Raw genomic sequence first — 14,499 nt, 5'->3', positions numbered from 1 at the left:
GATGTAATTTTGTCACACTAACCATTTTTAGTTACCCAAATCCAAGGGGGTCAATATGACCGGAATGAGGGGTCAACATCACCGGAATATCTAACGGAAACGGAGCAAACGAATCGCTCGAAAAGAAGCTGTGGACTACCGCAGACAAATTGCGTAAAAATATTGATGCAGCCGAGTACAAACATGTTGTGCTTGGCTTAATCTTTTTAAAGTATATATCTGATGCGTTTGAAGACCATTACGAAAAGCTCGTAGCCGGAGAAGGCGAATATGCAGGAGCTGACCCCGAAGATAAAGATGAGTACGGAGCAGAAAATGTGTTTTTTGTGCCTGAGAATGCTCGTTGGGCATATATTCAATCACAGGCTAAGATGCCTAACATCGGTAAGTTGATTGATGATGCAATGGACTTGATTGAAGCAGATAATGCAACTCTTAAAGGTATTCTGCCTAAAACCTTTGGACGCACCAATCTTGATCCACAAACTTTGGGTGGTTTAATTGATACCATTGGTACTATTGCCTTGGGGGATGAGAAAGCAAAATCTCAGGATGTATTAGGCCGGGTGTATGAATACTTTTTGGGGCAGTTTGCATTGGCAGAAGGTCAAAAGGGAGGTCAATTTTACACGCCTGAGAGTATTGTAAAGCTTTTGGTTGAAATGTTACAACCCTATAGCGGTCGTGTCTTTGACCCTTGTTGTGGTTCGGGTGGTATGTTTGTACAAAGTGAAAAGTTTATTGAAAGCCATCAGGGGCGTTTGGACGATATTTCTGTTTACGGACAGGAAAGTAACCAAACTACTTACCGTTTATGCCGTATGAACCTGGCTATACGTGGCATTGATGGCTCAAACATTAAATGGAATACTGAAGGCTCGTTTCTGAATAATGCGCATAAAGATTTAAAAGCCGATTATATCATTGCCAATCCCCCCTTTAATGTAAGTGATTGGAGTGGTGAATTGTTGCGTGACGATGCTCGTTGGCAATACGGAATACCGCCAACAGGAAACGCAAACTTTGGTTGGGTGCAACATTTTTTATATCACTTAAAACCAGATGGCGGACATGCAGGATTTGTATTAGCCAATGGCTCATTAAGCTCTAATACAGGGGGTGAAGGCGACATACGCCAGAAGTTAGTGGAAAACGATTTGATAGAGTGTATTGTAATGCTACCCAAAGCTTTGTTCTTTAATACAGGTATTCCAGCTTGTTTGTGGTTCTTGCGCAGGGGCAAAAAGCAACGTAATGGTAAAACGCTCTTTATTGATGCCTCTGAGTTAGGTTATATGATTAATCGTAAGAACAGAGCGTTTGAATCTGAGGATATTAGTAAAGTTGCAGATACTTATCACAAATGGTTAAAGCAAAGTGAGAACTACGAAGATGTAAAAGGTTTCTGTAAATCGGCTACTATTGAAGATATACAAAAACACAAGTTTGTATTAACTCCCGGACGTTATGTAGGAATACCCGATGAAGAAGATGATGGTATTCCATTTCAGGAAAAGGTCGATAAGCTTACTGCCCGATTACGTGAACAAATGAACCAAGCCCAACAGCTTGACCAGGAAATTAAAACACAATTGGCTAAAATTGGGATTGAATTATGAGTGAATGGAAAGATACAGAAATAGGTCAAATACCTTTGGATTGGGAAATCATAAAAGCTAGTTCATATTGTGTTAAAGTTACAGATGGTACACATGATAGTCCAAAACAAAAAGAGAAAGGATTCCCATTAGTTACATCAAAGCATATAAAGGGAGAAAGTATCAACTTTGATGATGCATATTTAATCTCAAAAGAGGACTATGAGAAAATCAATCAAAGAAGTAAAGTTGACCAATGGGATGTTATTATAAGTATGATTGGTGAATATTGTGGTTTTTCATATATAGAAGAAAATGAAACTATTAATTATGCAATTAAAAATGTAGGACTTTTTAAGCCCAATGATGAATTAGATTCTAAATGGCTATTTTATTATTTACAAGGGCGTAATGCTAAGCATTATATTGGATACTCAAGAACAGGTACGAGTCAACCATATCTTACTTTAGGAGCGTTAAGAGACTTTCCTATAATAGTACCTACAGAAAAAAAGGAAAAAGAGTCTATTGTAAAAACATTAGATGCTTTAAGATATAAAATCACCCTACTCCGCCAACAAAACCAAGACTTAGAAGAACTGGCACAAACCCTTTTTAAACGTTGGTTTGTAGAGTTTGAGTTTCCCAACGAAAACGGTGAACCTTATAAAAGTTCATGCAGCAAAATGGTTGAGAGTGAGTTGGGTGAAATTCCGGAGGGGTGGCGAGTTAAAACCGTTAAAGATTTTATCACAAAATATAATACCGGAGCTGATGCAATTCAGAAAGCTCCAATGGTTGATGAAGATACAGGTGTTAGGTGTATTAGAATAGGTGACTTAAGTAATTCCAGAGATTTTAATCAATGGGGTTTTACTAAAATAACACCAGAAAATTTTAAGCAATTTAGACTTCTAAAAAACGACATCATAATTACAAGGACAAGCCTATTAGGACTTTCTTATTTAATCATTGAAGATTTAGATGCAGTGTTCAATAATGGTTCAATAAGAATTAGACCAAAGAATGGCTATGCTATCTATTTGTATTCATATTTACGTAGTCAAGATTTTAATAATCATATTAGTAAAATCACTAATGAGACATCTACTCGTCCGAATATGAAGATGGATTATCTGTTAATTTACAATGTACTTGATATACCAAATGAAATATTAGAAAAATACACGGGTATAGCTGAGTCATTAATATTTAAACAATATGAAAATATTAAAGAAATCCAAACCCTTACCCAATTACGAAATACTTTGTTGCCCAAGTTAATGAGTGGGGAGTTGAGAGTTAAAATGTAGCATGGTTATGAGTATTGAAGCTATAAAAAGATTTATAGAGAGTAACCGTGAAGCGGTAAGTACTTTTAATAAAAAGAAAGCTGCGGAGTCATTTAATGGGCTTAATATCTTCGAAATGGTTTCAGATATTTATCATCGCGAGAATATGCACAGCGATGTATTGCAAGTTTTATTAGCTCCCAGTGCTAATCATGGCGAAAATGATAAGTACCTTAAATTATTTATGGAATTTATAAGTAAAAAGAGCTCTTATAAAATAGAATTAACTCAGTGGGGTACAAATATTATTGTTTCGCGTGAAGAAGGAAGAAGGGATATTACCATCCTAGAAAATAATAAGGCTGTTATCATTGAAAATAAAATCAATGATGCCGGAGATACCACAAACCAAATTCCAACTTATTATTATCAGTTGAAAAGTAGAAAAATTGAGGTAGTTGCGATTGTCTATTTAACCCTAAATCAAGGAAAAGAACCGGATAGGACAACATGGGAATTAGAAAATGAATCAGATAAGCTTGATATCGAAAACAAGCTTATTTGCATACGAGCTTTCGATGGTACCTCGAGCGATTTAATTTCGGGTTGGCTTACACCTTGCATCAAAGTAACAACTGATAGTAACAATATAGCGGTGCTAGTCCAATATAAAGCAATACTTCAAAAACTTACTAAAGAACTACTTGATATGGATTTTATGGATTCATTTGCTAAACAGCTGGAACAAGAACATAATTTTAATACAGCAGTTGCCATAAAAGAAAACATAGATAAACTTCCAGATTATATAGGATTAAAGTTTAAAAATTATTTTGCCTATGAAGAAAAATACAATCCATTTAAAGGGGCACGGATGTATAATGGTATCCCCTATTTTGAAAATTTTGAGGTTGCGGGATATTGCTTTAATTCTGATGTAATATTTTCTCTTGATACATGTGTAGTTGATTTTTCTGTACGTAATAAGGAAATCTGCTACACAAAAGAGACTCCGAAAAAAATACTCGAACTGATTGATATGCTATCTGAATTTAGATGGAATAATAAGAGTGGGCGTTATGAGCATATAATAAATGAAAACATAATTAAAAGCGAAAAAATGGCAATCGTTTTTGTTGAAGAATTCCTTAATAAGTTGAGAGCGAAGAAGGAGGTTATAAAATCTGAATTAAGTAAAATTTAAATGAATTAATTTTATTTTTTATTTTCTGTTATTTCTCAAATACCAAATCTATGAGTGATAAGTTGAGAGTATATAAAAGAAAAGCTTAAAGAAAAACAGTAAGATGCAGATAGAAAATAGCCCCTTAGATATTTTTACAGAGTTCGATGATAGCATATTCAGCGAAGGAGCAATTGACCCTATGGGGTTGCGTATAATCTGGACTGCCCTTGGGAATGCTATTTTCGAAAACAGGCTCAATACCATCAGTGTCGATATTCGGTACTATACCATTAACTTGTTGCATCACTTTGTAATATGGCAGTGTTGTAAAGAGCATAAACAAAAAGTACTGGAGTTAACCGGTCGGGCACCATATAATTCCGAAAACGATTTGTTCGATGGTATGATTATATTCCTGGAAATGATACTGACCAATGTTGTCGCCAAAATGGGTAATACTGAAGTAACAGTTCCTGCATTAAGCAAACTAAAATCCATTCAAATACAAAATCGCAATGATGAAAAGGCTGTATCAGCCATTGTAGATAAAAACAGTGGCATATTGGTACGCCATATTGGTTTAGGAATTCATGGGCGTCACAAAGGGCCATTTCAGCAGATGGATATTTTTCAGTCCAATAACTACTATGCAAATGAAGCTATTTGGAATGAGGTAGAAAAGCTGTTCTCAAAGAGTAAACGATGGTCTAATTTGGCTGAAGGATTGAAAAGGCTTATTGTGGATAAAGTTCTATCAGAAAAAAATGGACAAAAACACATAAGGCATTCCATAGAATCTATTGTCGATGAAGAATTAAAAGAGTTGTATCACGAGACTTTGCAGCCAAAATCCTTTAAATCAAAATCCTTTATCGATTTTTGGGAAGATAAGTTGGGGTTGCAAAATCCCGAGGCTCAACTAATCTATAATCAAATAAAAGCGCTTAATAAAGATTCCGATTATCAATACCAGCAGTTGATAGAACAGGCTTCAATTAATGATAACAGTGGAAAAATTAAAGCTATTTGTGCGATAGAGCCATTATTGGCGAGAATTGAAAAATCGATGGATAGGTTATTGCAGCGTGGTACTACTGAAATTGACGGATCTTTAATTAACGATATTAAGGAACAATTAGCCGCTGAAACAATCAATTTTAAGGAGATAGAGAAATATGCAACGTATAAGTATGTTTCAGAATCGGCCTTAGAGAGATTGAAAAAGTTAATTGATATAGTTAGAAAAGTAAATTCAGATAAGGATATTTCGTTGTATGTAGAGAATCTGATTAATTATCATAAAGAGTTGTTTGAAAGTCGGAATAATTTGCCTTGGTTGACCATTGGCAATGGGAAAATAACTCAGCATCGATCGTTTATTTATTCAGATAATTATAAGGAAAGTTTGACAGATAACAGTTGGCGAAATTATTATTATCTGGGAACAGTTCACAGTTTGTATAACGGTTTATATCAGTAGCTATGAAGTTGTATCAGAAATTCAAACAGATCGTTGAGCAAATAAAACCAATACAAACAGCTTGGTTCACAACATTTAATATGGACCCCGAGTTGGTTGAGAAATTTTTAGTTTCTGCCTTTGTTGGAAAAGGGCCGGAAGAGTTAAAAACAGCAGAAGATTATGAAGCTTTAAATTTAGAATTAACTGCTATTGATATCAAGATTTTTTATGACTATAAAGCCTTAAATATTCAAAGCCAAAAACGCACCACTATTGATATAATTCCTGTTAATGTAGCTGATATATATGAAACAATAAAAACAGATGCCATTTTTCATCCTAAGGTAATCTATTTAAGAGGCGAAAAAGGGGCCTACTTAATTACCGGCTCTGCTAATCTATCCATTTCTGCGTGGAGTTCAAACAGGGAATCTATTAGTATTAAAAAGTTAACAACAGTTGATAATGCTAATCAGGTATTGTCTTTGTTTGAGGAACTTGGTGTTGACATTTCCAATGAGGAACAATTTGTAGACACATTAAATGATGTAGAAAGCAATTGGGAATTTGTTCATACATTAATGGAGTCTCAGTTCAATTTGTTTAATGAATTGAAAAAAGGAGAGTTGTATGTGTGGTCACCCTATTTCTCAAAAGAGTCTATTAAGCTTTTTGATGCAATAAAATCAGAAGGCTTTCCAGAAATAAATATTGTACCACATGTCTCGGAAGCTAATAAAGTTAATATTCAAACTTCTGAACTGGATAAAATTTTTGCATCTGATGATTATAACCTTTGTCAACCTAAGAGAAAAGATGATCATCAATCATTACATCATGCAAAAGTGTGGTTAACCCCTCAAACGTTAGCTGTAGGTTCATGGAACTGTTCATTTCGTGCTACAGGGTTAAATATGCCTAAAAAACAGATGAATATAGAAGCCGGTGTTATTCAGGATATAGATACAAAAACATTTAATAGCTTAAAAGGGGATATTGTTTCCTTAAATGGTGTAGAAGGCGTTACAGTAGAAGAATTAAACAAAGAATGGGAGGAGGTGTTAAATCCATTCTGCCTTAGTGTGGAGATTATGGCCGATTGGGAGTCATTTTCCTACTCTATGAAGAGTGAAATTGAAAAACCTGAAAACTATACCATTTCTTTGCCCCATGCGCCTAATGATAAAATCTCCTTAAACACGGTTGATACGACCTCATTCAGAGATAAATATATTCGCGTTTTGAAAAATAAATCATTCACAGTTTTCGATAAAAATGACAAAGCTGTATTTCAGGGATTTATATGTGAGGAAAACAAAGAACAAAGACAACCTTATGCTTATGTGAATTTATCGGATTTAATTTCTTCTTTAATTGATAACCCATCAGGAGAAGGGAGTGTTAAACAGTGTCAATACAAGTTGTCAACAGAAAGTGATAATGATACTACAAGTAAAATCATGTCCGAGTATAAGGGTACAGAATCGTATTATTTTATGTTTGTTTCCTTCCAAAAGTTGTTGGATAAAATTGATGAATCAAAAAAGGATAAAACAGCATTAGATAAACTGGGGTATAGGTTGCCCGGTTCCTTATTAAATATTAAAAATCTGGTTGCTGAATCAATTGAGTTGGCCGTTAAGGAGAAAAAGGAAGATGATTTACTATTTCATTTTTTTCTGATCGAAGAAGTCAATAGGTGTATTAAGCGATTCAATAAATATATTAAAACAAACACACTCGATGTGATTAGTTTTGAAATGCCTAAAGAGATAACGATTAGTCGAAAGGATAAAAAGTTTATAAAACTATTAAAGGAGGAGTTAGAATATGACGCTATTTAAGATAACTCCAAAGCACGTGAGTTCCTATGTAAATTTCCACTTTTCTAAGAAAACGTGGAAATATGATCAGAATGGAGATAACGATATGGCAAAACTTCAAGCTGAAGGAGCTGCTAAGGTGTATAATATTCTGTTGGATAAAAAAATAGCGTTGTTAGCAGACGAGGTGGGAATGGGTAAAACCATAGAAGGCTTGGCTATCTTAGTTACGCTATGGCGTCAAAAACCAGATGCAAAAGTGTTGTTATATGCGCCTAATGAGTTGGTTGCAAAAAAATGGATTACAGAATACAATAATTTCATTGACCGAAATTATAAAGGTACTGACGACTTGGTCAAGTCAACAATAAACAACAAACCCTTACGGAAGGCTGTATATTGCCATAACCAGGAGGATTTAATGGAGAAGGTGAATTTAAAGTGGCCTTCGTTTTTCGTTTGCAAAACATCTTCTCTTAGTGGTTTTCTTCCCTCAAAAAGGTCATTTGACTTGTTAAAAAAATATGGTATCCGGTATGGCGTAACTAATGAAGGAAAATTAAAAGATGATAAGCTTGGCGGTTATATCCGCGATATTGCCATTGAATACAATGAGAATATTTATAAGGCTTTCTCCAATAAGAAGACAGAACCACCTTTTGACCTGATTATTTTTGATGAAGCGCATTACTTAAGACGAACAGAGCCCAATAGTGATTCCAACCGGAGCATTGCGGCTCATGCCTTTTTCAGCCATAGAGATATTAAAGCAGATAATCCTTTTATAAAAACAGGTTTTAAGCCGTTAGCAGATAAAATATTGCTCCTTACTGCAACACCCAATCATTCCGCAAATACGGATATAAAGAATATGGTAAATATGTTTAGCCTTGACTTTATAAAGCATACTCCGGAAGATATCTTGAAAGAGATATGTGTAAGGCGTTTTAGAAGGCTGGCAGGGAAAACTAAGTATCAGTACAGGAAAGAAATACCGGGAGCGGTAGAATTAAGTTCATTATCAGAAAAGCTCTTTTTTGCATCTTATCAGAAAGCATTAGTCAAAGCTCAATCAGAGAAATTAAAGAATGGAGAAAAGGTGCGGACAAATCCATACAGGGTATTATTTGGTTACCTTGAGGGGTTTGAGTTTTTGCCTAATAAGAAGAGCGTTAGGGTGTCGGCTGATTCGGGGAGTAAAGATGATAAAGGTAATTCAGGAGATTTTAAATTGGGTGAAGATGCAAGTGTAATTGAAAAACTTTCAGAAATTTACCATAAAGCATATAAAGATGTGCCTGCACATCCAAAATATGAAGAAATCATTAAAACGCTTTCTCCTCATAAGAAAGGTGAGCAATCAAAAAAGTTAGTGTTTGTTCGAAGAATTCCATCGGTATACGAAATTGCTCGTAGAGTGATTAATGAGTACGATAAAGTGTTTTTATCAAAGTATTTTACTGGAGTGATTTCTGATGAGCGAATTAAAAACTATTCAAAAACGGAGAACTTCTTGCGCGCTGCTTTTGTGAGTGAGAAAGACGATGAAGAGATCGAGAGTGATTCTGATAGCAATAATACAGAAGATAATGATAGAATACAGAGTTCAAGAGTTTTTGATTTGTTTACCAAGAAAAAATCAGGTAGGTATAAATCAACAGATTGCTCAAATTTCAGGTTAAGATTCACTGTTCCGTATCAAATATTTTCCGTCTTTTTTCAGCCTGCAAAAGATTATAAGTCTGAAAAATATAACGTTAATAGTTATTTCCGTAATAATGACAGACATGATTATCTAAAGACGATAAAGAAATTAAGGTTTGATTCAATTTTAAATAAAGAGCAAAAAGTTAGATTAGAAGGAAATGAGGATTCTGCTAACGAACAAAGAAAATCGACAGCAAATGAATCCTTTGATACTCTATTAGGGATTTGGTATCGAAAAAAAGTAGGAGGTGATATTAAGCTTGCTGAGACTTTTGAAGAAGCAAAGAAAAAGTACGATGCTTTTTCCGAGATTGAAAGAGAGGCATTTAGTGGATATTTAGAGGCCGGAGTATTGTTTTCAAGCGAATATATATTTGAGTTTTATTCTGTCTATAAGGCAATATTAAAAAGCGGAGATTTTAGAGGAGGGAAATTATATCGAAAGTTTTGTTCCGAAATTAATAAAAAGATTATTGCAAGTGGGTTACTAAAATTGATTTCAGAAGCTATTATTTCGTTCAAAACTCTGTATCGAAAGGAATTTTCATTGGATGAGAATACTTTATTAAATGAAAAGTGGAATTTCCTGAAATATACGCATCCTGTATATCCTTATTCAGCAGAAAGCAAACGGCATAGTATTGTAAAAGCTTTTAATACGCCATTTTATCCTGATGTATTAGTAGCTACATCTGTATTGCAAGAGGGGGTGGATTTACATTATCATTGCTCGGAGGTTATTCATTATGGTATTGCCTGGACTCAGGGGGATAATGAGCAAAGAGTCGGCCGTGTAGACAGGCTATTTGGCAAGTTAAATATAGAACTGGAGGGAAATAAAGAAGCCGTATTACCTATTCATTATCCTTATTTGAAAAATACTATTGACGAAGAGCAAGTGAAAAGATTTGTGAAACGCAAATCTGAATCGGAGAAGTTAATAGACCAATTTATTTCGGTAGAGAATAGAAATGAGCTATCTGCTCCTGATATGAATACAGATGATTGGCATAGTTATTTTAATTCCCCGGAAAAGGAGGTGCAGATTGAAGAACCCTTGGGTGTTAAAGCTGAAGATTTCAAAGGTGTTAATATACAGGAACCCCAAGTGGTTAAAAATAGATTAAGTCGCAAGGTCATTGATAATATTTTAAATTCTTTGGAAAATAAGTTTGGGAATCAATTGGTTTATGCTAAGAGTGAAGACAACCAAAAGCCTACCATACTATTGGCAGCTATTAAATATGTTGATAGCAATACAAACAGGCATCAGCCTGTTATAATTGAATTAGAGTATTTTGAGCAAGGTGTTTCTATAATAGGAAAACCAACATATGTATTAAGAATTAAAACTCCGGTCCTTTTTAAAGATAAGGTAATTCATGATTCCAAACACTTACTGAGGTTAAAAGGGGAGTATCTTGAAAATCCATTAATAAAAATAAATTATAAAGAGCAAGATAAAGGCAATTTTAGATTATATGTGAGCACAGAACTCCCTTTATTTATGGTTGATAATAAAGATTCGAATATTAGCTCTCCTGAATTAATTATGGCTATAGAAAAGTTAATACCCTTTGCCGATAATCTGGAAAGAGAATTAAATGGGGAAGCTGAGATTAAAAATGATATTATAATGCAAGAAGATTCTTCTATTAGAGAAATTGAAGATTGTTTGATTGATAATAGGGGGGCGATAGCTGAATTTAAAAGTTGGAGAAAAAGTCAAACTGTTGGATTTATGTCAAAGTCATCAGAGCTTGAATTAATGAATAATACAACACAGAAGCAAACATCGATTGATACATTCATTTTTAATAGTAACAATCCTTTAGTGAGGAAAACATTTGGAGAAGGGAAATTGAAAAAGGAGGTTGGTATATATCGGGATGATGCATTAGTCGATGAATTAGCTCTACTTGAAAATGTTTTAAAGAATGTCAAAAATAACTGAAAACGATATAGAACTTTGGGCAATTGAGGAACTTGAAAACCTTGGTTGGAAATATATGCACGGTGCAGTTATTGCTCCAGATGGTGAAGAACCGGAACGCAACTCTTTTAGTGATGTAATTTTGAAAGGTCGTTTACAAGAAGCTATTGCCCGAAACAATCCTGAAATACCATATGAAGCCCAACAGGAAGCTTTAAAAATCATTGAGCGGATTGTTTCTCCGGAATTGATGGTCAATAACCAATCATTCCATGAATTGCTTACCGAAGGTGTTCCAGTTGAGTATCGTAAAGATGGTATTCAGCGTGGCGACCGGGTTCAGTTAGTCAATTTTAATAATCCAAAGCAAAACAACCTATTGGTGGTAAATCAATTTACCATCATTGAGAATAACAACAACAAACGTCCTGACCTGATTCTGTTTGTAAATGGTTTGCCTCTGGTCATATTTGAATTAAAAAATGCTGTTGATGAAAATGCAACTTTGCATTCAGCATTTAAGCAGATTCAAACCTATAAAGACACCATACCTAGTCTGTTTACATTCAATACTTTTTGTGTACTATCAGACGGTGCAGATGCAAAAGCAGGTTCATTATCGGCTGGTTATTCTCGCTATTTAGCATGGAAAACAAGTGATGGTATTCAGGAAGCATCTACCCTAACAAGCCAGTTAGAGGTTCTTATAAAAGGTTTAACCAATCCTGATACTTTATTAGATTACATACGTCATTTCATCGTTTTTGAAGAATCAAAACATGTCGATAAAGATGGAATAGCAACCATACAAACAGTTAAAAAAATCGCTGCTTATCATCAATATTATGCTGTAAACAAAGCCATTGAATCTGTAAAAAAAGCATCTGCTGATAATGGTGACAGAAAAGGTGGAGTAGTTTGGCATACACAAGGAAGTGGTAAGTCTCTATCAATGGTATTTTTTAGTGGTAAGTTGGTTTTACAGCTTAATAATCCAACCATTTTAGTAATTACCGACCGTAATGATTTAGACGACCAATTGTTTGATACTTTTGGTTCATCGAAGCAATTGTTGCGTCAAGTTCCAATCCAGGCAGAAAGCAGAGAGCATTTAAAAGAGTTGCTAAAAGTAGCCTCCGGAGGAATTGTATTTGCTACCATACAAAAATTCCAACCCGAAGATGGCTCGAACATATATGAGCAACTATCAGACCGTACTAATATTGTGGTGGTTGCTGACGAAGCCCACCGTACTCAATATGGTTTTAAACCAAAAACTATTGATGTAAAAGACGATAATGGCAATGTAGTTGGTCAGCGTTTAGTTTATGGTTTTGCTAAGTATATGCGTGATGCCTTACCCAATGCAACCTATTTAGGATTTACAGGAACTCCTGTTGAATCTACCGATGCAAATACCCCTGCTGTTTTTGGTAACTATGTCGATATTTACGATATAGCTCAAGCCGTTGAAGATGGTGCTACCGTTCCTATTTACTACGAAAGCCGTTTGGTGAAAATCAATCTTTCAGAAGAAGGAAAACAGCTTATCGAGGAGCTTGATGAAGAGTTGGCGAAGGATGAATTAACAGAAACCCAAAAGTCAAAAGCCAAATGGACAAAGGTTGAAGCAATTATTGGTAGTGAGGCACGACTAAAAAAGGTAGCTGAAGATATTGTTTTTCACTACGAGGAACGTACCAATAGCGGTATCGAAGGCAAAGCAATGATTGTTACCATGAGCCGACAAATAGCTGCTGACTTGTATAAGGAAATCATTAAAATACGCCCACATTGGCATGATGATGATTTGGATAAAGGTGTACTAAAAGTAGTGATGACTGCTTCTTCATCCGATGGTCCAGAGTTAATGAAACATCATACATCAAAAGACCAACGAAGAGCATTAGCCGACCGAATGAAAGATACCTCTGACCCGATGAAATTGGTAATTGTTCGGGATATGTGGTTAACAGGATTTGATGCTCCAAGTATGCACACTTTGTATATCGACAAACCAATGAAAGGTCATAACCTGATGCAAGCAATAGCAAGGGTTAACCGTGTTTATAAAGATAAACCGGGCGGTTTGGTGGTTGATTATTTTGGTATTGCCTCTGATTTAAAAAAGGCACTATCCTTTTATTCCGATAGCGGTGGAAAAGGAAATCCTGCAGAAGCGCAAGAGAAAGCAGTTCAGCTCATGTTAGAAAAATTAGAAGTCGTATCTCAAATGTTTTCTGAAAAAGCAGGATCAGACAATGTAGGTTTGCAGATGGCTGCCGAAGACAGAGTTTTGTATGGTCATCAATTTGCTTACGAGGAATACTTTGATGCTACAGTTAAGAAGAAACTTGAAATCATACTTTCTGCAGTTGAACATATCTTAAGCTTAGAAAATGGTAAGAATAGGTTCTTAAGAGAAGTGACTGCACTTTCAAAAGCATTTGCTATTGCACTCCCTCATGACCAGGCAATGGATGCCAAAGATGAGATTGCATTCTTTCAGGCAGTCAAAGCCCGAATCCAAAAGCTTGATATGGGAGAAGTTTCAGGTGGAAAAACCGATTACGAAATTGAAACCGCAATTAAACAAGTTATTGATGAAGCCATAGTTTCTGAACAGGTTGTAGATATTTTTGATGCAGCAGGAATTAAAAAGCCGGAATTGTCTGTATTGGATGATGATTTTCTTGAGGAAATGAAAGATATGAAGCATAAGAACCTTGCTTTAGAAGTCCTCAAAAAACTACTTAACGATGAGATTAAGGTAAGAGCCAAGCATAATATAGTTCAGAGCCGTACCCTAATGGAGATGCTAGAATCATCCATTAAACGCTACCAAAACAATTTAATCTCCGCTGCCGAAATTATTCAGGAAATGATTGAACTGGCTAAAGAGATAAAGGAAGCTGATAAACGTGGCGAAAAAATGGGATTATCAAAAGATGAGCTTGCTTTTTACGATGCTGTATCGTCAAACGAAAGTGCCAAAGATATGCTTGGTGATGAAGTTCTTCTAAAACTTGCAAGGGTACTTGTTGAACGTGTTAAAGCCAATGCCACAATAGACTGGACTGTAAAAGAATCTGTAAAAAAGAAGCTGAAAGTAATAGTAAAAAGAACGCTTCGTCAATATGGTTATCCACCGGATTTACAAAAGTTGGCAACAGAAACAGTATTAAGCCAAGCAGAGATGCTGGCGGAATTTTGGAATTAAGATTACACTAAAAATAAAGTTAAATGTAAATGAAAAGATTATTGCCAATACTTATGGGGCTAGTATTTTTTTTTGACTGTATGCTTAAAATTTAGATAATCAAATTATTGAAAAAAATTATTTGTTATGAACCTATATCACAAATACAAACAAGTTCTTGGTTAAGTATTCATCATTACTTAACTAGTTAATCCTTAATAACATCATAAGTCATTAGTTATCAACAGTGAATGTGAATAAATATTGATATTTATTCGTTCTTAATTGCAAGGATATTA

General features: G+C 34.9%; 7 protein-coding genes. All 7 read left to right on the top strand.

The window, feature by feature from the left end; translation table 11 throughout:
• The first annotated feature begins 77 nt into the window (after nucleotides 1–77).
• The 7 genes from OM075_RS22650 to OM075_RS22620 all read left to right on the top strand — a co-directional run bounded on the left by OM075_RS22650 (nucleotide 78) and on the right by OM075_RS22620 (nucleotide 14,221).
• The gene (locus OM075_RS22650) at nucleotides 78–1,619 is read left to right on the top strand and encodes a class I SAM-dependent DNA methyltransferase (RefSeq protein ID WP_363321648.1); all 1,542 of its coding nucleotides are present in this window, start codon (nucleotides 78–80) and stop codon (nucleotides 1,617–1,619) included.
• On the top strand, nucleotides 1,616–2,911 hold the full coding sequence (locus tag OM075_RS22645; RefSeq protein ID WP_301192840.1) for a restriction endonuclease subunit S: 1,296 nt from the start codon (nucleotides 1,616–1,618) through the stop codon (nucleotides 2,909–2,911). Before OM075_RS22650 ends, OM075_RS22645 begins: the two co-directional genes overlap by 4 nt.
• 7 nt (nucleotides 2,912–2,918) lie before the next feature.
• The gene (locus OM075_RS22640; protein ID WP_301192839.1) at nucleotides 2,919–4,094 is read left to right on the top strand and encodes a PDDEXK-like family protein; all 1,176 of its coding nucleotides are present in this window, start codon (nucleotides 2,919–2,921) and stop codon (nucleotides 4,092–4,094) included.
• 103 nt (nucleotides 4,095–4,197) lie between these two features.
• Nucleotides 4,198–5,556, top strand: coding sequence for a hypothetical protein (locus OM075_RS22635; RefSeq protein WP_301192838.1), 1,359 nt, complete (start codon nucleotides 4,198–4,200; stop codon nucleotides 5,554–5,556).
• Nucleotides 5,557–5,558: 2 nt separating this feature from the next.
• Complete coding sequence (locus OM075_RS22630) at nucleotides 5,559–7,382, top strand: phospholipase D-like domain-containing protein (protein ID WP_301192837.1); 1,824 nt, start codon at nucleotides 5,559–5,561, stop codon at nucleotides 7,380–7,382.
• The gene (locus OM075_RS22625) at nucleotides 7,369–11,022 is read left to right on the top strand and encodes a DEAD/DEAH box helicase (RefSeq protein WP_301192836.1); all 3,654 of its coding nucleotides are present in this window, start codon (nucleotides 7,369–7,371) and stop codon (nucleotides 11,020–11,022) included. Before OM075_RS22630 ends, OM075_RS22625 begins: the two co-directional genes overlap by 14 nt.
• Nucleotides 11,006–14,221 carry a type I restriction endonuclease subunit R gene (locus OM075_RS22620; protein ID WP_301192835.1) on the top strand — a complete coding sequence of 1,072 codons (3,216 nt, stop codon included), beginning with the start codon at nucleotides 11,006–11,008 and terminating at the stop codon, nucleotides 14,219–14,221. The genes OM075_RS22625 and OM075_RS22620 overlap by 17 nt, the downstream gene beginning before the upstream one ends.
• The last annotated feature ends 278 nt before the right edge of the window (nucleotides 14,222–14,499 follow it).

This window comes from Plebeiibacterium sediminum, assembly GCF_026013605.1.
In the GTDB taxonomy this organism is placed as follows: Bacteria; Bacteroidota; Bacteroidia; order Bacteroidales; family Marinilabiliaceae; genus Saccharicrinis; species Saccharicrinis sediminus.
Note: the sequence above shows the minus strand (reverse complement) of the source record. Positions and strands in the feature narration are given on the sequence as shown.

Bases quoted from the DNA above. Each gene is read 5' to 3' on its own strand.
- OM075_RS22645 (WP_301192840.1), top strand. From the start codon at position 1,616: ATGAGTGAATGGAAAGATACAGAAATAGGTCAAATACCTTTGGATTGG.
- OM075_RS22635 (WP_301192838.1), top strand. From the start codon at position 4,198: ATGCAGATAGAAAATAGCCCCTTAGATATTTTTACAGAGTTCGATGAT.
- OM075_RS22625 (WP_301192836.1), top strand. From the start codon at position 7,369: ATGACGCTATTTAAGATAACTCCAAAGCACGTGAGTTCCTATGTAAAT.
- OM075_RS22620 (WP_301192835.1), top strand. From the start codon at position 11,006: ATGTCAAAAATAACTGAAAACGATATAGAACTTTGGGCAATTGAGGAA.
- OM075_RS22630 (WP_301192837.1), top strand. From the start codon at position 5,559: ATGAAGTTGTATCAGAAATTCAAACAGATCGTTGAGCAAATAAAACCA.
- OM075_RS22640 (WP_301192839.1), top strand. From the start codon at position 2,919: ATGAGTATTGAAGCTATAAAAAGATTTATAGAGAGTAACCGTGAAGCG.